Genomic DNA, 24884 nt, shown 5'->3' on the forward strand with positions numbered 1-24884 from the left:
TTATAGCACCCATCCCCTGAACAAAACGTTAATTTTGTCCGGCACAGGAAATAAAGTGTGTCGAAATATTGCTGCAATTAGGGAATGCAAGGAGGGCGAAAAGCAGAAACAAAAAGCCCCTCATCTTGCACGCACAAGGGAGAGGGGCAAACAGGCACAGAAATAAAACGGTTACTCGGCGGTGGCCATCTGCCAGGTTTTGAAGCCGCCGGAGAGATTCTTCACTTTAAAGCCGTGCTGGCTCAGCAAACGGCAGGCGACATGGCCGCGCAGCCCGACCTGACAGCTGATCAGCAGCTCTTTCTCTTTGGGCAACTCATGGAGGCGACCACGCAACTCGTCGAGGGGAATATGCAGCGCCCCCGGAATGCGGCCCAGCTTGTCGAGCTCCGGGCCATTGCGCACATCCACCACCAGCTGATGGGGGTTACGAGCCTGCACCTCGGCCACGTGGCAGAGTAGGGTGTCCCCCTTCAGGTGGTTGCTCGCCACAAAGCCCGCCATGTTGATCACATCCTTGGCTGAGCCGAACGGCGGCGCATAGGTGAGCTCCAGATCCTGCAGGTCAAACACGGTGAGACCGGCGCGCTGGGCCACCGCCAGCACGTCGATGCGCTTGTCGATGCCATCCTTGCCGATGGCCTGGGCACCGTAAATCTTGCCATCCGGGGCAAACAGCAGCTTGAGGCTGACCGGATGGGCGCCGGGGTAGTAACCGGCGTGGCTGCCCGGGTGAACATAAACCTTCTCGAATGGCAATCCCAGTTGCACCAGTCGCTTCTCGTTGAGCCCGGTGCTGGCCACCGCCAGATCGAACAGCTTGCAGATGGCGGTCCCTTGCGTCTTCTTGTAGGTTTCGCTTCGGCCCAGCATATTGTCGGCGGCGATGCGCCCCTGCCGGTTGGCCGGGCCCGCCAGCGGGATCAGCACAGATTCGCCGGTGACGAAGTCTATCTCTTCCACCGCATCCCCCACCGCGTAGATGAAGGGATCCGAGGTACGCATCCCGGCATCGACCTTGATGCCGCCGCGTGGGCCCAGCTCCAGCCCTGCCTTGGCGGCGAGCAGGGTTTCCGGCTTGACGCCGATGGCGAGGATCAAAAGACCGGTATCAAGATGGGAACCGTCATTGAGGGTCAGGCGCAGGCCACCACTTTTGGCGGTCGGCACGGCGGAGGTCTTCTCGGCAGGCAGATCCAGACTCTCGATGGCGGTGAGGCCGGTGCGCAGGCGAAGGTCGATCCCCTCTTCCCGGATGCGGGCATGGAGCATGTTGGCCATCTCCTTGTCCACCGGCGCCATCACCTGATCGGCCAGCTCCAGCAATGTGACATCCAGCTTGCGCTGGTGCAGCGCCTCCATCATCTCCAGCCCGATAAAGCCGCCGCCCACCACGGTGACGTGGCGTGGCTGATCGTGATGCAGGGCCGCCAGAATGCGATCCATGTCCGGGATGTTGCGCAGGGTATAGACATGGGGGCTGTCGATACCGGGGAAGGGAGGACGGATCGGCGCCGCCCCCGGGCTCAGCAGCAGCACATCGTAATGCTCGCGCTGCTCTTCACCGGTTTGCAGGTTGCGCACCAGCAAGGTCTTGCCCGCCTTGTCGATCTCAATCACATCGTGGAAGACCCGCACATCGACGTTGAAACGGCGCTTGAAACTCTGGGGAGTCTGCAGCAGCAAGGCATCCCGGTCGGGGATATCGCCCCCGATGTGATAGGGCAGACCGCAGTTGGCGAAGCTGACAAACTCGCCCCGCTCGAACATCACGATCTCTGCCTCTTCACTCAAACGACGAGCACGAGCCGCCGCCGATGCGCCCCCCGCGACACCACCGATAATCAGGATCCGTTTCATCTGCAAGACTCCTCATACATGATAATGGGCAATAAATTAGGCTTTTCTAATTTAGAGTTCAATGAAATTTTGTTTCACACCATTTTGCAGTATTCTTGCAACCCCGACGGTTGCTTAACAGGATGTTGTTTGTTCATGTCGTCTACCGCACTCAGTCATCTTCCTCCTGCCCTCCAGACGCCGCTCTTTTTCCGTCTGGACCTGCGCAGTCAACGGCTGGTCGCCCTGACCGACGTGATGCAAACCCCGCTCTACTGGCTCGACGAACCGCGCGCCCCCTGGCCTGCCCAGCTGCCCGATGCCCTGCGCCTGCCCATCGAACAACTGTTGGCCAACGGCCATGGCGGCAAGATCACCGTGCGCTTTGCCAGCCAGTTGTGGCATATCGCCCTCGCCCACGAGCAGGATGGCTTCTGGCTCATCTGTCTGCAGAACCTTCGCCAGGAGCCCATCGCCGATCTGGCATTGCAACTGCCGCGCCTCAGCCAGATGGCGAGCCAGCAACAGTATGCGCCCCTGCTAGAGGCCCTTAAAGAGAGTTTGGGGGCCGATCGGCTCATCCTCTGGCACTATCAGGCCAACGGTGATCTCGGCAGCGAGCAGCTCACCCCCGTATTTACCCTGGGCATAGAGAGCATTTATCCGATCCGCGGCGACAGCCGCTATATCCGCGCCCTGCGCACCCGCAAAGCGTTGAGTTTCTCGGAGGCGGCCCACCAGCCAATGCTGAGCAATCACCTCTATCTGACCAGTGCCGGTGTGCGCTCACGCCTCGATGGTGCCCTGCTGGAGCAGGACAAGCTGTTCGGGGTGCTGAGTCTGGAGTATCTCGATCCCACCCCCCTTAGCGAGGAGATGTTGCAACTGGTGCGCAACAGCGCCCAACTGCTCGGTCACTGGCAACCACAGTGCGAAGAGCAGGAGGGGGAAGCAAGTTTGCCTGCCGAGCTAAGCCAACTGACCGGTATGAGTTACTGCAAGACGCTGATCCGCTGGGCCATGAGCCTTAGTGGTGCCCGCGCCGGCTGGCTCGGCGAGTTCCAGCCCCGCGGTCAGGAGCTCTGGATCATTCCCCGCTGCGTATTTAACGGGGAGCTCTTCTCCACCCTCAAACCCATCCAGCTAGAGCAAGGTCCCGCTTTGGAGCTGTTCCAGCACGGTCAGGCCATCTATGTCGAAAACCTGGCACTGCGTTACCCCAAGGCAACCCGGCTGCTGGCCCTCAAGGCCGACATTTATATCGGTATCCCGCTTCATGACCAGCACGGTACCGTCATGGGGCAGATCACCCTGCTGCTCGACGCTCCGCTGAAAAAGCCCGAGCTCCTGCTGGATCTGTTGAGCAGCCAGCACGAGCGGGCCGCCATCGAGCTGCAACGCCTCGCCGCCGACGACGCCCTGCGGCTGGCGGAAGTGGCCTTCAATACCCACGATGGACTGATCGTGATGGATCACAACGGCATCATCCTCAAGGTCAACCACTCCTTCAGCCGGATCACCGGCTTTGGCGAGGTAGAGGTGCTCGGCCACTCCATTCGCAAGCTGCGCCCCACCTACTTCGGTGATCACCTCAAGGAGGATGTCAGTCGCGCCGTCAACGAGCAGGCGTTCTGGCTCGGGGAAGAGCGCTGTCTGCACAAGGATGGGCACCTCTTTCCGGTGCGCTTGATGGTGAACGGCGTCAAGGATGAGCAGGGAGAACTGAGCCACTTTATCTGCAGCTTCTACGACATCACCCGGGAGAAGGAAGCAGCCAGACACATCGAGCAGCTCGCCTATTACGACGATCTCTGTGGCCTGCACAACCGACGCAGCCTCAACCATATTTTGCAGCAAACCCTGAGCGCCTCCAACGGCCAGTGGGGCGCCCTGCTGCTGGTGGATCTCGACAACTTCAAGTCGATCAACGACTCCCTTGGTCACGCCTGCGGCGATCTGCTGCTGCAGGCCGTGGTGCAGCGTTTCAGGGAGCTGCCCCAGGACAATCTGGTACAAGCGCGCATCTCTGGGGATGAATTTGCCCTGCTCTTTACCCAGCTCGGACAAGGGGAAGTCACAGCCAAAATTTTGGCAGAGCACTTCGCCCGCGAGCTGATGGGGCTGTTTCGCACCCCGTTCGACATCGGCGATCACAAGCTGCACTGCAGCGCTTCGGTGGGGATCAGCCTCTTTGCCGGCAACGGCATGGATCACCTCACCCTGATGCAACAGGCCGACACCGCCACCCACATGGCCAAGCGGGCCGGTCAGGGCCACTACGTCTTCTTTACCGAGGCAATGGCCCAGCAGGAGAAGAACCGCCTGACCCTTACCAATGAGCTGCGCGATGCCCTGCGTCATCACGAGCTGCAGCTGCATTATCAACCACAATACCGGGTCGACAATGGTTCACTGTCGGGTATCGAGGCGCTGCTGCGCTGGCAGCGCAGCGACGGCACCATGGTGCCACCCGGGGAGTTTATTCCCATCGCCGAAGAGACCAGCCTGATCCTCGAGATCGGCTACTGGGTGATGAAGACCGCCTGCGCCCAGTACAGCTTCTGGCTCAACCGTGGCCTGCAGATCCCCCATCTGTCGGTCAACGTCAGTGCCCGCCAGTTCCACACCCAGGGCTTCGTACAACAAGTGGAGTACATTCTGCGCGACACCGGTGTGCCCCCTTCCCGCCTGCTGCTGGAGGTAACCGAATCGGTAGTCTTGGAGAATCGGCAGGAGAGTATTGCCAGAATGCGCCAGCTCAAGGAGCTCGGCATCCTCATCTCCATCGACGACTTCGGCACCGGCTACTCGTCGCTGGCTTACCTGCGGGATCTGCCCGCCGACGAGGTGAAACTGGACAGAAGCTTCATTCAGACCCTGGTGCACAGCGAACAGGACAGGGCTATCGTCAAGGCTATCCTCGATCTGGCCCAGGTCTTCCGCTTTACCGTCACTGCCGAAGGGGTGGAAGAGGAGGCGCAACTGGCCATCCTCAAAACCTTGGGATGCCAGCATTATCAAGGGTATCTCACCAGTCGGCCGCTCACCGTCAAGGGGCTGGAGCAGCTGCTTGGCAGCCGGGCGGCGGACTAAAGGTGTAGGATCAATAGGGGTTTATGTAATAAAATAACGGCCTGCTCGAATCGTTGGAGTTGTTTATGTCTGTCATTAATCGGATCCCTGCCGTTGAAATCAGCCAGCCAGCCGGAGCTCACGGCACCGTTGGCCGGATCCATTCCGTCGAAACCTGCGGCACTGTCGATGGTCCGGGGATACGCTTTATCGTATTCATGCAAGGCTGCCTGATGCGCTGCAAGTACTGCCACAACCGTGATACCTGGGATACCGAGGGTGGTCGCGAAGTGACCGTACCGGAGTTGATGAGTGACATCACCAGCTATCGCCACTTCATGAATGCCTCCGGTGGCGGTGTGACAGCGTCCGGCGGTGAAGCCATGCTGCAACCGGCTTTCATCACTGAACTCTTTACCGCCTGCAAAGAGAAAGGGATCCACACTTGCCTCGACACCAACGGCTTCGTCCGTCATCTCGACGAACAGGTGGACAAGCTGCTCGACCAGACCGATCTGGTGCTGCTCGACATCAAACAGATCAATGACGAGAAACACATTCCGCTGACTCACGTCAGCAACAGATACACACTGGAGTTTGCCCGCTATCTGGCAGCCAAAGGCAAGACCATGTGGATCCGCTACGTGGTGGTGCCGACCTGGAGCGACGACGACGAGAGCGCCGAAGGGCTGGGTCAGTTTATCGCCGAGCTGGGCGAGAGCGTGGAGAAGGTGGAGCTGCTCCCCTACCATGAGCTCGGCAAACACAAGTGGGACGTGCTGGGAGACCCGTACGAGCTGAGCGGGATCAAGCCCCCCAGCAAGGAGACCATGGAACGGGTCAAGGGCATCCTCGGCAAGTACCACAACAACGTCAAATATTGATGGTAAAAGCAGGCTGACTCGTCAGCCTGCTCTGCTATGGGCGGTCGGGAAGGCCGCCCGGACTCTACTGCATGAATGGACGACAAGATGAGTGAAGGACAACTCGCCGCCCTCCTGATCTGGCTGGTACTGCTGGCCTTCAGCCTGCGCCGCTCCCTGTGGCAGACCCTCCATGACAACCCCCTCTATCAGCACCTGCTGCTGGGCAGTGCCATCGCGCTGGTGCCGCTCTGGTATCTAAGGGCCGGTCTTCATGAAGGGCTGGAGGTCCATTTTCTCGGGCTCACCTCCCTCACCCTGCTGTTGGGCTGGCGGCTGGCACTGCTCGCCCCTTGTCTGACCCTGCTGGTGCTCGGTTACTTCGGTGTCACCAATCTGGCCGATTTTGGCTGGCAGGCACTGGTTGGCATCGCCCTGCCGGTAGCCACCAGCTGGCTGCTGTTTCTGGCCAGCTGGGCCTGGCTGCCGCGCCATCTCTTTGTCTATATCTTCGTGGCCGCCTTTCTCGGTGGCGCCATCACCATCTCGGTCAAGGTGGCCGCCAATGCGTTGCTGATGGGGCTGAGCGACAGCTACCCCTGGCACACCATCACGGCGGATTACCTCTCCATCTGGCCACTGCTGCTGTTCCCCGAAGCCCTGCTCAACGGCATGGCGATGACGGTGCTGGCCATCTACCGCCCTCACTGGGTCAATACCTTCTTCGACCGCACCTATCTGGGCAAGTAACGCTCTCTTTCCTGATCTGCGCCCATAAAAAAGGAGAGGCCATCGCCTCTCCTTTTGGTATTCAACATGGTGCCAAATCCCGGCTTAGTGCAGCTTCAGGGTCGGGCGCAGTACCCGGTTGATGCGACCCACCAGCATGATGAGGCCGGTCTTGACGTAGCCGTGCAGGGCGATCTGGTGCATCCGGTAGAGGGAGATGTAGACCAGACGGGCGATGTAGCCCTCCACCATCATGGAGCCACGCATCAGGTTACCCATCAGGCTGCCCACGGTGGAGAAGCGGCTGAGGGAGACCAGCGAACCGTGGTCGTGGTAGAGGTAGGGCTTCATCTCGCCGCCGTTCATCTTGGCCAGAATGTTCTTGAACGCCTGGCTGGCCATCTGGTGGGCAGACTGGGCACGCGGCGGCACAAACTTGCCATCCGGCTGCGGGCAGGCCGCGCAGTCACCGATAACGAAGATGTTCTCGTCACGGGTGGTCTGCAGGGTCTCTTTCACCACCAGCTGGTTGATGCGGTTGGTCTCAAGGCCGGCGATATCCTTCATGAAGTCAGGCGCCTTGATACCGGCCGCCCACACCATCAGGTCAGCTTCAATCAGCTCGCCATCCTTGGTGTGCAGACCGTCGCTGGTCGCTTCGGTGATCATGGTGGCGGTACGCACATCCACACCCAGCTTGACCAGCTCCTGATGGGCGGCGCCGCTGATGCGCTCCGGCAGAGCCGGTAGAATGCGCGGGCCCGCTTCCACCAGGGTCACCTTCAGGCTGTCGGTGGTGAGGTTCTTGAAGCCGTAGGCGTAGAGCTGCTCGACCGCGTTGTAGAGCTCGGCAGAGAGCTCGACGCCGGTTGCGCCGCCGCCGACGATGGCAATCTTGACCTTGTCGCCCGGCTTATATTCGGTGGCGAACTGCAGGAAGCGGTTCATCATGCTGTTGTGGAAACGGTGCGCCTGGGAGGGGCTATCGAGGAAAATACAGTGATCCTTGATGCCCTTGGTGTTGAAGTCGTTGGAGACAGAACCGATGGCCATCACCAGATAGTCGTAGGGCAGTTCGCGCTCGTTGACCACGATGTCGCCATTGTCGTCGTGGATCGGGGCCAGCACGATGCGTTTATCGTCACGCTTGATGTCGGTCAGGGTGCCGAGCTGGAAGTCGAAACCGTGGTTCTTGGCGTGAGACTGGTAGCTCAGAGCATCGATGCCCGCGTCCATGGAGCCGGTGGCCACTTCGTGCAGCAGGGGTTTCCACAGGTGGGTGCGGTTGCGATCGACCAGAGTGATCTTGGCCTTGTTCTTCTTGCCAAGCTTGCGACCCAGACTGGTGGCCAGCTCCAGGCCACCGGCGCCGCCGCCTACAACGACAATATTCATCATGATGATTTTCCTCGGTTCCTCAAAACGAAAGGGAGCCATTGGCTCCCTAAAACGAAATCGGTCGACGTGATGGATCAGGCTTCTTTGAAGGCCTTCATCCGCTGCAGATGATGCGAGATATTTTTGAACTTATGAGTCTCGCGCTCATCCCACACGATGTCGTAATAGTTCTTCAATTCACGTTCAGTGTCCCGATTATCGCGCACTTCATCCTCAACGGAAAGGATACACAGGCAGTTTCCTGAATTTTTCTTACGAAATTCAGTTACACACTTGGTACCGATATCGTCATATTCTTCCGGCCGGTCGATCTTGCCCTGCATGTTCTCTTCCGGATGGAGGTTGGGGTTGAAGATCACCTGGCGAATGCCGCACAGAAAACCGATCCGCTCGCTCCAGTAGCCACCAAGACCCACGCCGCAGATCAGCGGCTTGGGATCGGTACTCATATCGAGCTGTTTTTTCACTTCCTTGAGCAGATGGCTCATATCATGACGGGGGTGAACCGTGCTGTAGTGCACGAAACGCACATCATCATCAATAAACTGCAACTGCAGCACTTTCTCGTGATTGCCTGGGCTGGTGGCATCAAAGCCATGCAGATAGATGATCATGGATAAGACCTCAGGATCTGTGTCGGTTTTATCGAAACTACCCCAGCGGCGGCCCCGTGCGCCACCAAAACATCCAACTTTCTTGCTTTGGATCACGCCCCCGCCCCCGATTGCGCCCAGCAGCCCGCGAGCGCCGTCACATGCAGAGGGGCGCATTGCGAGCAACCCTCTGGTGCCCGACTATCAAAGTGAGATCGCCAGACCGATAATGATAAATCCCTTACCAATCTGAGATGCCCTCACCTCCTTCCCCTGCCAGCAGCCGGACACTTATCTGGCCGGTATGTGACTCATCCCGCAAAAACAAGGCGTTATCACCAAACGTTTTCTCTCGTGAGCGGCGTTGTGCATGTTTTGTGCACTGACCCGTGCTGCACCGGATCCCTCTCACTACTGCCGAGGGATCTGGCACCTCTGTCAATACACGAGATCAATGACCGGGAAAGCTGCGGCTTTCACTATCTTGCCTGTAGCAGTTGCGCGGGCTTCAAGGAGTGATCTGTTCATGAACGAGACCAATCCCCCCTCCCCCCGACCGGGTGCGCGCAAGCGCCCGGTGGATGAAGTGGAGCGCATGCTCCCCATGGGCCAACTCTTTACCCTGGGCCTGCAACATGTGCTGGTGATGTACGCCGGCGCCGTGGCGGTGCCACTGGTGATTGGCGGCAGTCTGGGGCTGCCCAAGGATCAAATCTCCTACCTCATCAGTTCGGATCTCTTCTGCTGCGGCATCGTCACCCTGCTGCAATGTGTCGGGATTGGCCGCTTTGCCGGGATCCGGCTGCCGGTCATCATGTCGGTCACCTTTGCCGCCGTGATGCCCATGCTGGCCATCGGAGCCAACCCGGATCTGGGGCTGACGGGCATCTTCGGCGCCACCATCGCCGCCGGTATCATCTCGACCCTGCTGGTGCCGCTGATAGGTAGGCTGATGCCACTCTTCCCCACCGTTGTCACCGGGGTGGTTATCACCTCCATCGGGATCAGCATCATGCAGGTGGGGATCGACTGGATGGCGGGGGGCAAGGGTAATCCGGAATATGGCAGCCTGCGCTACATCGGCACCAGCTTTCTGGTGCTCGTCTTTATCCTGCTGGTGACCCGCTTCACCAAGGGCTTTTTCAGCAATATCTCGGTGCTGCTCGGGATCATCTTCGGTTTCGTGGTGGCCATCGCCATGGGCGAAGTGAGCCTCGATGGCCTCGGCGAGGCAGCCTGGTTTGCCCCCATAGTGCCCTTCGCCTTCGGCTGGCCCACCTTCGATCCCATCTCCATCGCCACCCTGACGGTGATCATGCTCATCACCTTTATCGAGTCGATGGGGATGTTTCTGGCCCTTGGCGACATCGTCGGCCATCCGGCCAGGCGCGGTGATATCGTGCGCGGGCTGCGGGTGGATGGCATCGGCACCATTATTGGTGGGATATTCAACAGCTTCCCCCACACCTCGTTCTCCCAGAATATCGGTCTGGTGAGCGTGACCGGGGTATCGAGTCGCTGGGTCTGCGTGATGTCGGGGGGGATCCTGCTCGCCTTTGGCCTCATCCCCAAGATGTCGGTGCTGGTCGCCTCCATCCCGCCCTTCGTACTGGGGGGCGCTGGCATCGTGATGTTCGGCATGGTGCTGGCCACCGGGATCCGCATCCTGGCGCGCACCGATTACAACAGCAACCGTCACAACCTCTATATCGTCGCCATCAGTCTCGGAATTGGCATGATCCCGACGGTCTCCGGAAATTTTTTCCAACAACTTCCGGCGCAGCTACAACCGCTTTTTCATAGCGGTATTCTGTTGGCCACCATCAGTTCAGTGCTGCTCAACCTCTTCTTCAACGGCTATCAGCCTGATCTGACTCACCAGACCCGTCCTCTATTCGTTGGTCCCATCAAACCGCAACAAAAGCAGGCATAACAAACAGGCCCCCGGACAGCGAGACTGTCCGGGGGCCTGTTGTTCATATCACCGCTGACCCAATCAGGCAGGCAACTGTGCGAAGCGTTCTATCGCCTGCGCTACTTGTGCCAGACTCCCCTGCCAGAAGGCGGCCTCACGGATATCCTGCCCCAGATGCTTGGCTACCAGATCTTCGGCGCTCATCCGGCCGGTATCGCGCAACAAGGCGCGATAGGCCTCGGCCACGCCCTCTTCCCCCGCCGCTTTGCGGCTCATCAACTGCTGATAGACCCCGAGGCTGAACAGATAACCGAACAGATAGGGGTAGTTGTAAAAGCCCAGCCCGGCGATGGAGAAGTGCGCCTTGGCCGCCCAGAACATCGGGTGATAGCGGGTCAGGCTCCCCTCATACCAGCGTCCCCACGCCTCGTCGGTCAACGCCTTGAGCCGCTCTGCGGATACATAACCCTGCGCCCGCTCAGCCACCAAGGCCCGCTCGAAATCGAAGCGAGCCGGGATATTGACCAGGAAGGTGGCCGCGCCGTCGGCCTCGGCCCAGGTGATGGCCAGCTGCTCCTCCGGGCTTTGCGCCTGCCCGAACAGGGCGCTGCGCACCAGGGTTTCGGCGAAGATGGAGGCGGTCTCCGCCAGCGTCATGGGGTAACTGCGCTGACTCATCGGCAGATCGCGGATCACCCAGTTGTGCCAAGCGTGACCCAGTTCATGGGCCAGCGTAATGACATTGTCCATAGTGCCGGCATAGGTAACGAATACCCGCGGTTCGACCGGTTCGGCAAACTTGGTGCAGTAGGCGCCGGTGCGGCGATGTGGCGTGGGCGCCGCATCAATCCACCCCTTCTCGGCCATCATGCGGGCAAATGCCCCCATCTCGGGATCGAATCGGCTAAAGGCATCGGCAATCAACTCGATCGCCTCATCAAAAGGAATGTCACGGCTGCTGGAAGCAGGCGGCGGCGCAAAGAGATCCTCCGGCCCCAAATCGTCGAGACCAAGGCGCTCGGCCATCAGCTCCAGCGCCCGCTGACCCAACCCACGGGCTCGCCAGGTTTCGCTCATCAGGGCATCGAGGGTGGCACGCTCGATATGGCTCTGGTGGCAGGAGAGATCCAGCGCATCGAGCACACGGGTTTTGCCGCGCTGACGGGCCAGCTCCAGCCGCCAGCCGTTAAGGGCATTGAGGATAGCGGCAACCGTCTCCTGCTCCCCTTCCCAACCGGCGCTGATGGCATCGAACGCCTCAAGGCGCAGGGCACGCACCGGGCTGGAGAGTAGATTGCTCGCCTCCGCCAGCCCCATCTCGCGGCCATCAATGGTCAAGCGGATCTTGCCCACCAGATCGTTGTAGAGGTTGCCCCAGGCGTGCAGGCCATCGGTGCCCAGACCGATCACCAGTTGCTCCGCCTCCACCGGCAGGCGCTGATCCTGCAAACGACGCTCGTGGCGCAGGCGGTACGCCTCCTCACCGAGCAGCGGATCACTCATCAGCGCGGCGAATTCCTCTTCCGGCAACGCCAGCATCAGATCTTCCACCGGTGCCAGGGTCTTGAACAGATCGGCGTTGAGGGCGCGGGCATGGGACGCCAGCTGTTTGGCCTGCGGATCCCGCGCATCCTGACTGCCGCGGCACGCGGCCAGAATGGCGACGTTCCAGCCGATATGGCGAATATCACGGGCGCGCAGCCGCACTTCCCGCAAGAAATCCAGCAGCGCTGCGTCATCGTCGCGCACCCCGTCCAGACCCGCCATATAGCTGGCCAGCTCTTCCAGCGCGTGGCGGGCTGCGCGCATGTCCGCTTCCAGCTCGGTGCTGTCGAGGCCCGGGTAGATATGGTCGTTATTCCACTGTTGTTGATACATAACTTCTCGCAAAGACCTTTATCGGGAGGCGCAGCAGACCTGCGGGCAGCAAGTCAGAGACCGGGCAACCCGAAGGCCAAAAAATGAAGAGAGGAAAAAAGAGACAATGGCCCGCAAGCTCGCTTATCCCTTGGCCGGGGCAAGACGGCTCACCAGCGTCATCACGGCAACCAGCAGCAGACCCGCCACCACACCGGCCACGGCGTTGAGCAGCGTCGGCGTCACCGCCGCCAGTACGGCCCCCACTGTGGGCAGGGTGGCGACAACAGCGGCTGTACCTTCAATCAGGTGATGGGCAAAAGGCCAGCCATGCACCAGAATGCCACCGCCCACCATAAACATGGCGATGGTGCCGACCAGTGCCAGCAGGTGCATCAGACGAGGAGCCGTCACCAGCAGTCCCTGCCCCACCGCGCGGCGCAGGGCGCTGCCATCGTGCTTTTGCAGCAGATGCAGACCGATGTCATCGAGCTTGACGATCAGCCCCACCAACCCGTAGACCCCGATGGTCATCAGCAGGGCGATGCCCGCCACTACCGAGAGCTGCAGCGCGAGGCTTGCTCCCTGTACCGTGCCAAGGGCGATGACGATGATCTCGGCAGAGAGAATAAAATCGGTGCGGATCGCTCCCTTTACCTTCTGCTGCTCGAAGGCCACCAGATCATCAGGAATGGGCGCTGTATGTGCCTCACCCTCGCTCACTTCATGAGGCAGGAACTTGTGGGCCAGCTTCTCGGCCCCCTCAAAGCAGAGGTAAGCACCTCCCAGCATCAAGAGTGGCGTGATAAGCCAGGGCACCAGCGCACTGATGGCGATGGCGGCGGGCACCAGAATCAGCTTGTTGCGAAATGAGCCCTTGGCCACCGCCCACACCACCGGCAGCTCCCGCTCGGCACGCACTCCGGAAACCTGCTCCGCGTTGAGGGCCAGATCGTCCCCCAGCACCCCGGCAGTCTTCTTCGCCGCCATCTTGGTCATCAGCGCCACGTCATCAAGCACGCTGGCGATATCATCGAGCAGGGCCAACAAACTGGTTCCAGCCATATCAAAGATCCCTTATATCAGTGAGAAACGTCTTCCCGAAAAATGTCTCGCGCTTGTTCACCACGACCTTGGTCATCAGCGCCACGTCATCAAGCACGCTGGCGATATCGTCGAGCAGGGCCAACAAACTGGTTCCGGCCATATCAGAGATTCCTTATATCAGTGAGAACAACCCCGGGAGAGAGGTGTACGTCCCGATAACCACCGGGGTCAAGAGGGCCACCTCATGGCGATGGCAGGCCATCATCGGCCGAGCCAAGAATCCGGCGCTCGCCATCGGGGGGTTACGTCTTTCGGGCAAAAGATGGCACAGTGTAACGAGAAGCTGCCGTTTCGGCAGCACCCCTGAGCCATTTGTTCCTGGTTCCCTCTGAATCACATCAAGGAGTTCCCATGCCACCCTGGCAACCTCTGATCGATTTCTGGTTTGGCGACGAAGCCGATGACGTCCTGCGGGCCACACGGCAAGCCCCGCTCTGGTGGGGAAAAAGCAGCGAAACGGATGCCCTGCTGGCCAGCCGCTTTGGCGAGCTGGCAGAGGCCGCAGCCAAGGGCAGTCTCGCCCACTGGGCCGATCTCCCCAGCGGTCGGCTGGCGCTGATCCTGCTGCTCGACCAGTTGCCCCGCAATATCCATCGCGGCACGCCTGCAGCCTTTGCCCGGGATCCGCTGGCACGGGATCTCTGCCTGAAAGGGCTGTCCATCGGGGCGGACAAATCCCTCTCACCACTGGAGCGGGTCTTCTTCTATCTGCCGCTGGAGCATGCCGAATCCCGAGAGCAGCAGGCCAGAAGTGTGGCGCTGTTCGAGGCACTGGCTGCCGAGCAAGCTGGCACACCGGCGCAGGCGACCTTTGCCGGATTTGCCGACTTTGCCCGCCGCCATCAGGTGATCATCGAACGCTTTGGCCGCTTCCCCCACCGCAACGACATTCTGGGTCGCACCAGCACACCGGAAGAGGCGGCATTTTTGCAGCAACCGGGCTCAGGCTTCTAAGCAAGCCATATAAAAAAATCCCCGCCAGCTGGCTGGCGGGGATAGCGGATGGATAACAACTATCGGCGTTACTGAATACGGTAACGGGATATCTGCTGGTGGATGCTCTCTGTGGTGACATTAAGCTCCTCGGCTGCAGCAGAGGTCTCCTCTGCTGTGCTGCTGGTCTGCTGCACGACCTGAGCAATCTGCTCTACCTGATGAGCGATCGACTCAGCGGCCGAACTCTGCTCGCGGATGGCATTGGTGATCTCGCCCACCTGCTCCATCACCCGGTGCGACGCACTGCGGATTTCGGCAATAATGGTGCCACTCTCGGTCGCCATGGTGACCCCCTGGCTCACCTTCTCCTCCACCAGATGCATCCGGGAGACCGTATTGTTTGACTCCTGCTGGATCGCCTCTACCGTGGCGGAGATCTCCTGGGTGGATTGGGCTGTGCGCTCTGCCAGTTTGCGCACCTCATCCGCCACCACCGCAAAGCCACGGCCGGACTCCCCGGCCCTCGCCGCTTCAATGGCCGCGTTCAAGGCCAGCAAGTTGGTCTGCCCCGCCACATCACGGATCACGCTGACCACACCGCCAATGCGCGAAATGCCCTCACCCAGTGCACTCACCTCTGCCGAAGCCTGCCGAATGGAGTCGGCAATCTCGTTGATGGCGTGGACGGTACGATCTATGGTTCTGCTTCCTTCGCTGGCCAGCTGCCCTGACTCGTTGGTGATACGGCTCGTCTCCTGAGTACGCTGGGAGATATCTGTGATGCTGACCGTCATCTCTTCCACACCGGCAGCGATCAGACTGGTGGCATCATTGGCCTGACTGGCCGAGCTGGCCAGGTGCTGCGCCGCTTGAGAGAGGGATTCGGCGGTGCTCTTGATCTGCAAGCTGCCGACGGAAAATTCGGTAAATGTCTGCAGCAGCGTATCGAGCAGCCGGTTGACCGCATTGAGGGTCAGGCCAATCTCATCCTGCTGTTTCACATCTGCTCTCAGGGTAAAGTTGAGGTCACACTGGATCCGGGTCAGGGTATCCATGGCGGTGCGAAGGGGATTGGCAACCTGATTGAACAACCAGACAAACAGCCCCATCGTCAGCACGGTGGCACCACCGGCGATAAACAACAGGGTTTGCAGGCTGTTGTCGTAGTTCTCCTGGCCCTGTTTCTTGAGCGCCAGTCCCAAATCCATATTGAAGTTGACGTGAAGCTCGATTGCCTTGGCAAACTGCTGGAACACGCTGGTGGCTTCTCCCGCCAACATGTCCCTGGCTTCATCATTCTTGTTTTGTCTGGAGAGCTGCAGAACCTTGTCTATCTCCTGATAATATTGCGCAATAAGGCGCTGATCATCGTCGGTCAGGCGGCGATCTTCGTCATTGGAGAGCATCTCGGCCTTATATTTGTCCAACAACGAATTAATCTGTTTGCGTTTATCGGCAATGTCCGTCTCTATCTGCTGCATCTTGTCATTGTCGGTGTTGAGGATATGGCTCTGCACCCGTGAGTGCAGCTCATAGAAGACCGCCTGCACCTCCTTGATCAATGAAATACTGGGCACCGTATTGTCCGTCACATAGCTCAAGTCTCGATTGCCAGCCCCAAGGCGATTAATACTGAACCAACTGAGAAAAATGAGTGTCAGCATCACCAGCAGCGCTATCAGTTGCAGTCGACGAGCAATGTTCATAACCGTACATTCCAGATGGAAACTATCTAGCAGTGTAGACGAGCCATAAACAACAACGGCCCGCATTGGCGGGCCGTTGTTGTTTATTTTTCATAGCGTTGTGATCAGGCCTTGGCTGGCTCACTCTCACCCAGCGCGACGGTGTCACCCAAGCTGTCTTCGGTCTTGGCAACCACGCTGGCGGCGATGGCGTTGCCCAGCACGTTGGTGGCAGAGCGGCCCATATCGAGGAAATGGTCGATCCCCAGCAGCAGCAGGATGCCCGCTTCCGGAATATGGAACTGGTTCAGGGTCGCGGCAATCACCACCAGAGAGGCACGCGGTACCCCGGCCATCCCCTTGGAGGTGACCATCAGCAGCAACAGCATGGTGATCTGCTGGGCCATGGAGAGCTCGATACCATACGCCTGGGCGATGAACATCACCGCGAAGGTGCAGTACATCATGGAGCCGTCGAGGTTGAAGGAGTAACCCATCGGCAGCACGAAGCTGGCGATGCGCTTGTCACAACCGAACTTCTCCAGACGGTCCAGGGTCTTCGGATAGGCGGCTTCGGAGCTGGCGGTCGAGAAGGCCAGCAGGATGGGTTCGCGGATCATCGCCAGCAGTTTGATGACGCGACCACGCAGGAAGACGCTGCCCATGGCGATCAGCAGCAGCCAGAGGCAGGCCAGCGCGATATAGAACTGGGCCATAAAGCTGCCGTAGGTAACCAGAATACCCAGCCCCTCTTTGGCTACCATGGCGGCGATGGCACCAAACACCGCGAATGGCGCAAAGTTCATCACGTAGCCGGTCACTTTCAGCATGATCTCGGCAGCGCTGGCCATCAGCACCACTACCGGCTTGGCCAGATCGCCGAGCGCAGCGGCGGCCAGACCGAAGAAGAGTGAGAAGACCACGATCTGCAGGATCTCGTTGGTGGCCATTGCCTCTACCACGCTTTTGGGGATGGCGTGGGTCACGAAATCTTTCAGGGTAATGGCACCGGCAGCAATGCCCGAGCTGGCGGTGTCATTGGGCAGGGAGAGCGAAAGCCCCACACCCGGCTGCATCAGGGTCACCATCACCAGACCCAGGCTCAGGGACATCAGGGAGGCCAGCATAAACCAGCCGAGGGTCTTGGCACCGATACGCCCCACGGTGCGGGTGTCGCCCATCTTGGCGATACCGACCACCAGGGTGGTGAAGACCAGGGGAGCGATGATCATCTTGATCAGTCGCAGGAAGATATCGGTCAGGATCGTGATGTTATTGGCAAAATCCGCAGCCTGATCTGCGGCAAACATGCGATAGCCCTGGCCGGTGAGGATGCCAAACATCATGGAGATGAGGATGGCGACCGTCAGTTTATTCATTTTCATGGGGGAGTCCCGGTTTTGATTGGTGCAAGCCGTAAACGGTGGCATGGGAGCCACAACAGTCCGTTTTTGTGATCCGAGCCGTTGATTCCTGGCGGCTGGTATGCTGGGAGAATGCCTAAAAGCAGGGGGTAAATCTAGAGGCTTTCTCCAGAATTTTATCCTGCCATTAGGTGTATGTGATATAGATCTTGCAAACAACCAATATTAATCACTGTTTATTTTGATTTCGGCGAGATATTTCGCATCCAGAGTTCGCTCATCGAGTGCCCGTGGCAACAGGCGAAAAGTGAGCAGCGCCGAGATGGTATGCTGCACCTGCATCTGGGCCATAAAGAGATCCGGCTCATCCTCGTCAAAGCCGAAGATCGGCCGTGATGTGGTCACCCTGACGGCATCGCGGTTAATGGTCAGCTCATCGACCTTGAGCCAGGAGTAACCCTCTGCCAGTGCCAGCTCCCCTGCCCGCTTGAGCACATATTTGCGGGCGGTCTCCCTGTCCACCAGATCGTTGCCGACAAACTCCAACTGCCACTTGTCCGGGCCAAGCCGGGTCTGGGAGAAACCGGTCTGGCCATTCCAGAACGACTTTTCACTCTCATAAGGGGTGGCGCAGCCCACCAGAAGCAGGGTGAGCATCAGCAGACAACAGGGTTTAGATACGGATGCAGACACGAGAGGCCTCGCCAGGCAAATGAGCAACAGAGTCGTTACTACACCATAAAGCGCGGTGGCTGCACAATCGACTCACGTCAACATCGACCGGCACGCATCACCACTGGCTTCGCGCCTGTGCGGCAAATCGCAGGCAAAAGAAAAGGCCTTGTCGTTTGACAAGGCCTTTACCGGGGAATTTGGTCGGTGTGAGAGGATTCGAACCTCCGACCCTCTACACCCCATGCAGATGCGCTACCTGACTGCGCTACACACCGACGGAGTCAGCTCGGCTGACGGGGGCAGAGTTTATGGAGATGACCCTGCCCTGTCAACAGGGAAACGCCGCCAATTCCTCGGCCACGGTGCGTTCGCCTGCTTTGCGAACAATCAGCGGTTAAAGGTCAGCCGCTTGCCCAGGATCTGGTCAGTCACCTGCCCGTTTTGCCAGGCGATCTGGCCGTTCACCAGCGTCATCTCCACCGTGCTGTGGAAGCGGTAGCCGTTGAAGGGCGACCAGCCACAGTGGTAGAGGATGTTGTCATCGTTGACCACATAGGGCTTGCCCAGATCCAGCAGCACCAGATCGGCGAAGTAGCCCTCGCGGATATAACCGCGATCCTGCACCTGGAAGCGCTCGGCCACCGCATGGGAGGTCTTCTTGACGATAGTCTCCAGGGTAAACACGCCGTTGTGGTAGAGCTCCAGCAGCGCCTGCAAAGAGTGCTGCACCAGCGGTACGCCAGACGGCGCCTTGAAGTAGCTGTTCTGCTTCTCTTCCCAGGTGTGGGGCGCGTGGTCGGTGGCGATGATGTCGAGCACGTCGTTGCGTACCGCATCCAGCAGTGCCTGCTGGTCGGCGGCACTCTTCACCGCAGGGTTGCACTTGATCAGGCTGCCCTGGGTCTCGTAATCGGCATCATTGAAGAAGAGGTGGTGCACACACACCTCGGCGGTGATGTTCTTGTCCTTCAGCTCGCTCAGGTCGTGGCTGGCGGTAAAGAGCGACAGCTCCTTGGCCGAGGTCAGATGCAGCACGTGCAGCTTGGCACCGTATTTTTTCGCCAGCGCCACCGCCATGCTGGAGGATTTGTAGCACGCCTCGTCACTGCGAATGCGGCCGTGCTCGCCCATCGGCACACTCTCGCCCCACTTGGCCCGCGCCGCCTCTTCCGCCTTGGCGATGGTCGGTGTGTCTTCGCAGTGGGTGACGATCATCACCGGACTTTCGCGGAAGATGGCCGCCAGGGTCTCCTGATTGTCCACCAGCATGTTGCCGGTCGAGGAGCCCATAAACACCTTGACCCCGCAGGACTGCTTGGGGTCGAGACGCTTGATCTCTTCAAGGTTGTCGTTGGTGGCGCCGAGATAGAAGCTGTAGTTGGCGACGGAGGAGTTGGCGGCAATCTGGTATTTGGCTTCGAGGGCGTCGAGGGTGGTGGTCTGGGGATTGACGTTGGGCATTTCCATGAAACTGGTGGTACCACCGGCGACGGCGGCCCGGGATTCGCTGGCGATGGTCCCCTTGTGGGTCAATCCCGGCTCCCGGAAGTGGACCTGATCATCGATCATTCCGGGGATGAGATGACGACCTGCGGCATCGATAACCAGCGCATCGGGCGCCTCGATATCCGGGGCGATGCGGGCAATCCGTTCCCCCTCGATCAACACATCGGAGGCATAGATACGGCCTTCGTTGACCAGGGTGGCATTCTTGATAAGCAGTTTGTTCATGGGGGGTTCCAGTTCCTTTGCCGATAATCGCGGGTCATAATAGCGCAAAACTGCCCTTTCTCTGTAGCAAGGCCTGACTGATGAAGTTATTTGTAAGAGATTTGACCGTGATCGACTCCAGCTACCTCTGCGAACGCCGCGGCATGGTGGGCGAGAGCTGGCTGGTAGATATCGAAATGAGCGGTGAGCTCAACGAAATGAGCATGCTGCTGGACTTTGGCCGGGTAAAGAAGCTGATCAAGTCGATCATCGATGAAGAGGTGGACCACAAGCTGCTGGTGCCGACCGAGTGCCCGCTGATCCACGTCGAAACACTGGATGGTGACGAAAGCACAGTGGATCTACTGCGCCCGGGTCGCTCCATCCATCTGCGCTGCCCATCCCAGGGCTTTGCCTTTATCCCGGCTCCGCAAGTTGATAAAGAGTCGGTGACCCGCTACCTGCTGGCGGTACTGGCCAAACGGCTGCCGGGCAATATCAAGGATCTCTCTCTGACCCTGCGTCAGGAGGCGATCACCGGTGCCTTCTACCACTACAGCCACGGCCTGAAAAAGCACGATGGCAACTGCCAGCGCATCGCCCATGGCCACCGCTCTCCCATCGAGATCCATGTCGATGGTGAGCGCGACCAGGAGCTTGAGTTCAACTGGGCCGAACGCTGGGGCGATATCTACCTCGGCACCGAAGAGGACAAGGTGGCACTGACCGAGCTCACCTTGAGCCCCCGCGCCAATGCCCAGCTTGGCGAGCATCACACCGGCTTCAAATATATGGCGCCCCAGGGGCTGTTCCAGCTGGCCATCCCCACCGCCGAGGTAGAGATGATCGACACCGACACCACGGTCGAGCTGCTGGCCTGCTACATCGCCCGCGAAGTGAAGAAGATGGTGGGCGACAAGTTCGTCAAGATTGTCGCTTATGAAGGGGTCGGCAAGGGCGCCATCGCCTACGCGTAATTCCTACGTTGACTACCGCAATAACAAGGCCCCGCATCTGCGGGGCCTTGTTATTTCAACTCTCGACCATCAGGCGCTGAGGCGGAAGCGCTTGACCAGGCTCTCCTGCTGCTCGGCAAGGGAGTCCAGCTGCTGGCTGGTCTCGGCTACCCGCTCAATCCCCTGATAGTTGAGATCCGAGATATCGGAGATGCGGTTGAGGTTGGTGGCAATGTCGGCACTGGTGGCCTGCTGCTGCTCGGCGGCAGAGGCGATCTGGCTCGACATGTCGCTGATCAGCACCACAATCCCCTGCACCTCCTCCATGGCGTTGTTGGCGTGGGAGCTCTGTTCGACGCAACTGTCCATCTCGCGGGAGCACTCCTGCATCACGGTTACCGCCTTGGCGACCCCCTGCTGCAGGTTCTCGATCATGGTCTGGATCTCGCTTGTGGACTGGGCGGTGCGGCCCGCCAGACTGCGCACCTCATCCGCCACCACCGCAAATCCGCGCCCCTGCTCGCCGGCCCGCGCCGCCTCAATGGCCGCGTTGAGAGCCAACAGGTTGGTCTGCTCGGCAATGCCGCGAATGACATCGAGGATGTTGCCTATCTGGCTGCTCATGGCGCTCACATCACCAATCACCTTGCCGGTCTGTTGCAACTTGCCCGCCAGCTGATGGGTGGTGGTGATATTGCCCGCCATCACCTTTCGCCCCATCTCGGAGGCCTTCTCCACATCCATCACTCGCTCCAGAGTCTGGTTGGCGGCCTGCGCCACTTCCCGCACCGATGCCTCCATCTGGGTCATGGCGGCGGCGACCGAGGCGGTCTCCTGCCGCTGTTTCTCCAGATCCGCCCGCACCGATTCGGTGGTGCGACGGTTGCCGTGGGCGGCATCGTTAAGCTGGGCCGATGCTTGTGAAAGCTGCGCCAGTACCTCCCCCATCTGGGCGATCAGCAGGTTGATCTGGCTGCCCAGCTGACCAAATTCATTCTTGCTCTGAAAACCGATGCGCTGGGTCATGTCGCCCTGGGTTACTTCGGTCAGCACCCGCAGCAACTCCCTGAGCGGACGGCGAATGGCCTTGCCTAGGGTATAAGCCACCAGCATGGCAATCAGGATGGCGACCGCTATGCTGGCTCCCTGAGTCAGGGTGCTCTGGCTCTGTGCGGCTTTGGCATGCTGAATGCTCTGGTTCATCAGTTGCTGGCTCTGATCGGTGATCCGCTCAAGCCGATCCTGAATTGCCACGATGAGCGCACTCGCCTGCTTGCTCTTCTCCCGCATCTGCTCCTGCTGTTGCATCAGCGCCAGATACTGGGCCAGGACACCTTCATTACCGGTCGTATCGCGCACGAAACCGTGGACGTAGTGACCCATGTTGTTGTCGAAATCCTTGAGCTCACCCTGCAGATCCTTGATGGTGCTGTTGAACCCCTCGATCTGCATCCTGTTGCGCTTGAGCGCAGCTTCAATGGGGGCCGGAATGCTCTGGTTGAGGGCATCCATGGTGGAGAGTTCGATAGCGGAAAGCTTGGTGGTCAGGGTCTCGGAGAGCATCTTGATGAAGCTGTCGTCGATGGTGATCATCATGTCCCCCAGACTCTTCTTGAACTGGGGCAAGCTGACCTGAAACTGCCCCTTGGCCAGATTGACCTTGTGCAATCGGGTGAGCAGCGCCTCGTGTTCGCCCGGCAGGGTATCGGTCAGTTGCAGGTAGCTGTCGACCTGCTGGCTCAGAGTGCCCATCTCCCCTTGCAGTTCGGGGTGGTGGGCGACCTGCTGGCGCAAGGCATCGAGGCTCTTGCCCACCGCGGCCTTGGCCTGTTTCAGTTCGGCCACTTCGGCAGGCAGCAGTTTGGGGTCCTGCTCGGTGAGCACATCCCCCAGCCACTTGTTGGCACTAAGCAGGGTGATCTGGGTCTGGCTGCTGGCAATCACCAGCGGCATAGACTGCCGGGTCACCTGTTCCAGCGCTCCCCCCAGGGTATTCTGACTACGAAATGTGAGTAGTGAACTGGCCACCATCACGGCCACCAGGATCGCGAAGCCAAGGTAGACTCGCTGCAAGATGGAGAGATCCGACATTGTTTGTTTCATTATTGTCCCGCTGTATATGCAAAAGTCCCTTGCCTGAGTACCCCGTCCTTTTGATACCCTTCAGACCCCTGAACAGGCGCTGCAGATGACGTCCCTCTGGCTATCGGTATTCTTAACAATAACTGAAGGGAATGGGACATCAGCTGTGTCAAATCTCGGCTTGTGTCACACTTGACGCGCTGCTCGCCTTCTTTCGGGAGCCGCTTGGGATGCAAGTTCAATTTTCTTTTTCATATAAGGGAGTTAGCCATGGCGCAAGAAACCATTTTCAGCAAAATCATCCGTAAAGAGATCCCTGCCGACATCCTTTATCAAGACGATCTGGTCACCGCATTCCGGGATATCCAGCCCAAGGCCAAGACCCATATCCTGATCATCCCGAATGTGCTGATCCCCACCGTCAATGACGTGGAAGCCGAACATGAACTGGCCCTTGGCCGGATGTTCACCGTGGCCCGCAAGCTGGCAAGCGATGCGGGCATCGCCGAAGATGGCTACCGCCTCATCATGAACTGCAACCGCCACGGTGGGCAGGAGGTCTACCACATCCACCTGCATCTGGTCGGCGGCGAGCCGTTGGGCCCCCTGCTCAGCCTGTGATACTCCCGAGCATTCGACTGGCCGGCCTGATGCTGGCCAGTTTCCTGCTGGGAGGCTGCGCCTCCCACTGGCAGGATATGTTTGTCTCCTACTCCGACCAGATGGTGCCCTTGCGCAACCAGCTGCTGCTGGGCCATGCCGCCGAGGCGCTGCCCGAAGTGCGCGACTCCACCCTCGGCGATGACACCTTTGTCCTCGATCGCCTTGAACAGGGGCGTATCGCCTGGCTGGCGGGGCAAGATGCGGACAGCAAGCAGGCGTTCACCGCCGCCGACCGCCGCCTTCAGTGGGAAGACAATCAGGCCGAATACCGGCTCAGTCACGGGCTCGATCAGGTGGGCAGCCTGCTTACCAACGACCAGTCGATGGCCTATCTCACCCCCGATTACGAACGCACCATGCTGCACCACTATCTGGCCCTCAACTACCTGCAACGGGGAGATGCCGATGGCGCCTTGGTGGAGGTACGCCGGGCCAATCAGGTGCAGGAGCAGGCCCTGAAACGGCGAGCCGATGAGGTACGCAAAGCGAAGGATGAGAGCGAAGAGGCCGAAGCAGAAGGCGAGATGCGCCAGCTGATGTCGCGCGGCACACCGGATCTCGACCGGTTGATCGGCAAGGTCAAGAACGGTTTTCAGAACGCCTACACCTTCTACTTTTCTGCCGTGCTCTATGAGGCGGCCGGGGATCTCAACGATGCCTGGGTCGACTATCAGCGCGGCTACCAGATAGCGCCAGACAACCGCAGCCTGCAAGATGCCTTGTTGCGTCTGGCGCGGCTGCGTGGCTCACCGGACGAGATCCGCGAGACCGAGAAAAAGATAGGCCGCAAAGCGCCGCCGCTTGCAAAAGATCAAGGCCAACTGGTGGTGCTGTTTGAAGATGGTTTGATCCCGGCACGGCGAGAACTGTTCCTGCCGCTCCCCATTTCCACCTCCCGCGGCGATTTTCGCACCTTTACCGTCGCCATCCCCTATTACGATAATCGGGCCAGCGACACCGGCCCGCTGACGGTGGAAGTCGGCAAGCGGGTCGAGCAGACCAGCGAGCTGGTCAGGCTGGAAGCGCTGGCCGCCAAAGATCTGCAAGAGCGGCTGCCCGGTATGCTGACCCGCCAGGCGCTGCGACTGGTGGCCAAGGAGCAGATGCGCCGCACCGCCGCCAAAGAGGGAGGGGATGTGGGCAATATTCTGGTGGGGATCTTCAACACCCTCTCGGAGCGGGCCGATACCCGCAGCTGGCTGACGCTGCCAGCTCAGGCATCGAGCTGGCAGGGGATGGTGCCGGCAGGTGACATCAATCTCACCCTGGGCGCGGGGGCAGCCCAGCGGCAATTGCCGCTCACCATCCACAAGGGACGCATCACCCTGGTCTGGGTACAGCGCCTCGGCGCCGGTCTGACCACCCGGGTGATGCCGCTCTGAGCAGACGGCGAAGAGAGATGAGCAAGACAATTAACCGGGCAGGCACACACGCGGCCCC

General features: G+C 59.6%; 19 protein-coding genes and 1 tRNA gene. 8 read left to right on the forward strand and 12 right to left on the reverse strand.

The genetic code is table 11. The features are described 5' to 3' along the window. Window positions 1-171: 171 nt before the first annotated feature. Window positions 172-1860, reverse strand: a complete 1689-nt coding sequence (locus G5287_RS14470; RefSeq protein ID WP_005344666.1) for an FAD-dependent oxidoreductase — start codon at window positions 1858-1860, stop codon at window positions 172-174. Window positions 1861-1995: 135 nt separating this feature from the next. Here G5287_RS14470 and G5287_RS14475 point away from each other — a divergent pair, with 135 nt between their 5' ends. The 3 genes from G5287_RS14475 to G5287_RS14485 all read left to right on the forward strand — a co-directional run bounded on the left by G5287_RS14475 (window position 1996) and on the right by G5287_RS14485 (window position 6524). Continuing rightward, window positions 1996-4932: a sensor domain-containing phosphodiesterase gene (locus G5287_RS14475; RefSeq protein ID WP_227340802.1), complete on the forward strand. Its 2937-nt coding sequence runs from the start codon at window positions 1996-1998 to the stop codon at window positions 4930-4932. Between the two features lie 65 nt (window positions 4933-4997). After that, entirely contained in the window at window positions 4998-5795 is a 798-nt protein-coding gene (pflA, locus tag G5287_RS14480) for a pyruvate formate lyase 1-activating protein (protein WP_005333994.1), read from the forward strand. Window positions 5796-5882: 87 nt separating this feature from the next. Beyond that, window positions 5883-6524: an energy-coupling factor ABC transporter permease gene (locus G5287_RS14485; RefSeq protein WP_227340803.1), complete on the forward strand. Its 642-nt coding sequence runs from the start codon at window positions 5883-5885 to the stop codon at window positions 6522-6524. Between the two features lie 84 nt (window positions 6525-6608). On the opposite strand, the gene G5287_RS14490 is transcribed toward G5287_RS14485, so the two are convergent. Next, window positions 6609-7901, reverse strand: coding sequence for an NAD(P)/FAD-dependent oxidoreductase (locus tag G5287_RS14490; protein WP_019445491.1), 1293 nt, complete (start codon window positions 7899-7901; stop codon window positions 6609-6611). 74 nt (window positions 7902-7975) lie between these two features. Next, window positions 7976-8515: an alpha/beta hydrolase YcfP gene (ycfP, locus tag G5287_RS14495; protein ID WP_139734373.1), complete on the reverse strand. Its 540-nt coding sequence runs from the start codon at window positions 8513-8515 to the stop codon at window positions 7976-7978. 505 nt (window positions 8516-9020) lie between these two features. On the opposite strand from ycfP, the gene G5287_RS14500 reads away from it, so the two are divergent. Continuing rightward, the gene (locus G5287_RS14500; RefSeq protein ID WP_069527695.1) at window positions 9021-10427 is read left to right on the forward strand and encodes a nucleobase:cation symporter-2 family protein; all 1407 of its coding nucleotides are present in this window, start codon (window positions 9021-9023) and stop codon (window positions 10425-10427) included. Between the two features lie 63 nt (window positions 10428-10490). Here the strand turns inward: G5287_RS14500 and G5287_RS14505 are convergent, their stop codons facing one another. The 3 genes from G5287_RS14505 to G5287_RS14515 all read right to left on the reverse strand — a co-directional run bounded on the left by G5287_RS14505 (window position 10491) and on the right by G5287_RS14515 (window position 13473). Next, window positions 10491-12287 carry a M3 family oligoendopeptidase gene (locus G5287_RS14505; RefSeq protein ID WP_421231493.1) on the reverse strand — a complete coding sequence of 599 codons (1797 nt, stop codon included), beginning with the start codon at window positions 12285-12287 and terminating at the stop codon, window positions 10491-10493. Between the two features lie 123 nt (window positions 12288-12410). After that, entirely contained in the window at window positions 12411-13331 is a 921-nt protein-coding gene (locus tag G5287_RS14510) for a DUF808 domain-containing protein (RefSeq protein WP_257696067.1), read from the reverse strand. A 1-nt stretch (window position 13332) separates the two neighbouring features. Beyond that, entirely contained in the window at window positions 13333-13473 is a 141-nt protein-coding gene (locus G5287_RS14515; RefSeq protein ID WP_021231002.1) for a hypothetical protein, read from the reverse strand. A 251-nt stretch (window positions 13474-13724) separates the two neighbouring features. On the opposite strand from G5287_RS14515, the gene G5287_RS14520 reads away from it, so the two are divergent. Next, window positions 13725-14327, forward strand: a complete 603-nt coding sequence (locus tag G5287_RS14520; RefSeq protein ID WP_421231494.1) for a DUF924 family protein — start codon at window positions 13725-13727, stop codon at window positions 14325-14327. A gap of 68 nt (window positions 14328-14395) precedes the next feature. On the opposite strand, the gene G5287_RS14525 is transcribed toward G5287_RS14520, so the two are convergent. From G5287_RS14525 to G5287_RS14545, 5 genes are all read right to left on the reverse strand, one after another. Beyond that, the gene (locus tag G5287_RS14525) at window positions 14396-16015 is read right to left on the reverse strand and encodes a methyl-accepting chemotaxis protein (protein ID WP_421231495.1); all 1620 of its coding nucleotides are present in this window, start codon (window positions 16013-16015) and stop codon (window positions 14396-14398) included. Between the two features lie 104 nt (window positions 16016-16119). Beyond that, window positions 16120-17379, reverse strand: a complete 1260-nt coding sequence (locus G5287_RS14530) for a dicarboxylate/amino acid:cation symporter (RefSeq protein ID WP_421202613.1) — start codon at window positions 17377-17379, stop codon at window positions 16120-16122. 204 nt (window positions 17380-17583) lie between these two features. Further along, the gene (locus G5287_RS14535) at window positions 17584-18015 is read right to left on the reverse strand and encodes a CC0125/CC1285 family lipoprotein (protein ID WP_421231496.1); all 432 of its coding nucleotides are present in this window, start codon (window positions 18013-18015) and stop codon (window positions 17584-17586) included. A 216-nt stretch (window positions 18016-18231) separates the two neighbouring features. Next, a tRNA-Pro gene (locus tag G5287_RS14540) sits at window positions 18232-18308 on the reverse strand. Between the two features lie 112 nt (window positions 18309-18420). After that, complete coding sequence (locus G5287_RS14545; protein ID WP_421221499.1) at window positions 18421-19764, reverse strand: dihydroorotase; 1344 nt, start codon at window positions 19762-19764, stop codon at window positions 18421-18423. An 80-nt stretch (window positions 19765-19844) separates the two neighbouring features. Here G5287_RS14545 and G5287_RS14550 point away from each other — a divergent pair, with 80 nt between their 5' ends. Further along, on the forward strand, window positions 19845-20720 hold the full coding sequence (locus G5287_RS14550) for a 6-pyruvoyl trahydropterin synthase family protein (RefSeq protein ID WP_421202614.1): 876 nt from the start codon (window positions 19845-19847) through the stop codon (window positions 20718-20720). 69 nt (window positions 20721-20789) lie between these two features. On the opposite strand, the gene G5287_RS14555 is transcribed toward G5287_RS14550, so the two are convergent. Continuing rightward, complete coding sequence (locus G5287_RS14555; protein WP_216979043.1) at window positions 20790-22802, reverse strand: methyl-accepting chemotaxis protein; 2013 nt, start codon at window positions 22800-22802, stop codon at window positions 20790-20792. Between the two features lie 249 nt (window positions 22803-23051). Here G5287_RS14555 and hinT point away from each other — a divergent pair, with 249 nt between their 5' ends. Together hinT and G5287_RS14565 are read left to right on the forward strand one after the other, a co-directional pair. Continuing rightward, window positions 23052-23402 carry a purine nucleoside phosphoramidase gene (gene hinT, locus G5287_RS14560; RefSeq protein WP_266133813.1) on the forward strand — a complete coding sequence of 117 codons (351 nt, stop codon included), beginning with the start codon at window positions 23052-23054 and terminating at the stop codon, window positions 23400-23402. 29 nt (window positions 23403-23431) lie between these two features. Further along, the gene (locus G5287_RS14565; RefSeq protein WP_421231497.1) at window positions 23432-24826 is read left to right on the forward strand and encodes a COG3014 family protein; all 1395 of its coding nucleotides are present in this window, start codon (window positions 23432-23434) and stop codon (window positions 24824-24826) included. Window positions 24827-24884: the final 58 nt, after the last annotated feature.

The sequence above is a fragment of the Aeromonas sp. 603079 genome (assembly GCF_049172135.1).
Lineage (GTDB): Bacteria > Pseudomonadota > Gammaproteobacteria > Enterobacterales > Aeromonadaceae > Aeromonas > Aeromonas veronii.

Bases quoted from the DNA above. Each gene is read 5' to 3' on its own strand.
- ycfP (WP_139734373.1), bottom strand. From the start codon at position 8,515: ATGATCATCTATCTGCATGGCTTTGATGCCACCAGCCCAGGCAATCAC.
- G5287_RS14475 (WP_227340802.1), top strand. From the start codon at position 1,996: ATGTCGTCTACCGCACTCAGTCATCTTCCTCCTGCCCTCCAGACGCCG.
- G5287_RS14530 (WP_421202613.1), bottom strand. From the start codon at position 17,379: ATGAAAATGAATAAACTGACGGTCGCCATCCTCATCTCCATGATGTTT.
- G5287_RS14490 (WP_019445491.1), bottom strand. From the start codon at position 7,901: ATGATGAATATTGTCGTTGTAGGCGGCGGCGCCGGTGGCCTGGAGCTG.
- G5287_RS14510 (WP_257696067.1), bottom strand. From the start codon at position 13,331: ATGGCTGGAACCAGTTTGTTGGCCCTGCTCGATGATATCGCCAGCGTG.
- G5287_RS14470 (WP_005344666.1), bottom strand. From the start codon at position 1,860: ATGAAACGGATCCTGATTATCGGTGGTGTCGCGGGGGGCGCATCGGCG.
- G5287_RS14505 (WP_421231493.1), bottom strand. From the start codon at position 12,287: ATGTATCAACAACAGTGGAATAACGACCATATCTACCCGGGCCTCGAC.
- G5287_RS14550 (WP_421202614.1), top strand. From the start codon at position 19,845: ATGAAGTTATTTGTAAGAGATTTGACCGTGATCGACTCCAGCTACCTC.
- G5287_RS14520 (WP_421231494.1), top strand. From the start codon at position 13,725: ATGCCACCCTGGCAACCTCTGATCGATTTCTGGTTTGGCGACGAAGCC.
- G5287_RS14545 (WP_421221499.1), bottom strand. From the start codon at position 19,764: ATGAACAAACTGCTTATCAAGAATGCCACCCTGGTCAACGAAGGCCGT.
- G5287_RS14485 (WP_227340803.1), top strand. From the start codon at position 5,883: ATGAGTGAAGGACAACTCGCCGCCCTCCTGATCTGGCTGGTACTGCTG.
- G5287_RS14515 (WP_021231002.1), bottom strand. From the start codon at position 13,473: ATGGCCGGAACCAGTTTGTTGGCCCTGCTCGACGATATCGCCAGCGTG.
- G5287_RS14535 (WP_421231496.1), bottom strand. From the start codon at position 18,015: ATGCTCACCCTGCTTCTGGTGGGCTGCGCCACCCCTTATGAGAGTGAA.
- G5287_RS14555 (WP_216979043.1), bottom strand. From the start codon at position 22,802: ATGAAACAAACAATGTCGGATCTCTCCATCTTGCAGCGAGTCTACCTT.
- pflA (WP_005333994.1), top strand. From the start codon at position 4,998: ATGTCTGTCATTAATCGGATCCCTGCCGTTGAAATCAGCCAGCCAGCC.
- G5287_RS14565 (WP_421231497.1), top strand. From the start codon at position 23,432: ATGCTGGCCAGTTTCCTGCTGGGAGGCTGCGCCTCCCACTGGCAGGAT.
- hinT (WP_266133813.1), top strand. From the start codon at position 23,052: ATGGCGCAAGAAACCATTTTCAGCAAAATCATCCGTAAAGAGATCCCT.
- G5287_RS14500 (WP_069527695.1), top strand. From the start codon at position 9,021: ATGAACGAGACCAATCCCCCCTCCCCCCGACCGGGTGCGCGCAAGCGC.
- G5287_RS14525 (WP_421231495.1), bottom strand. From the start codon at position 16,015: ATGAACATTGCTCGTCGACTGCAACTGATAGCGCTGCTGGTGATGCTG.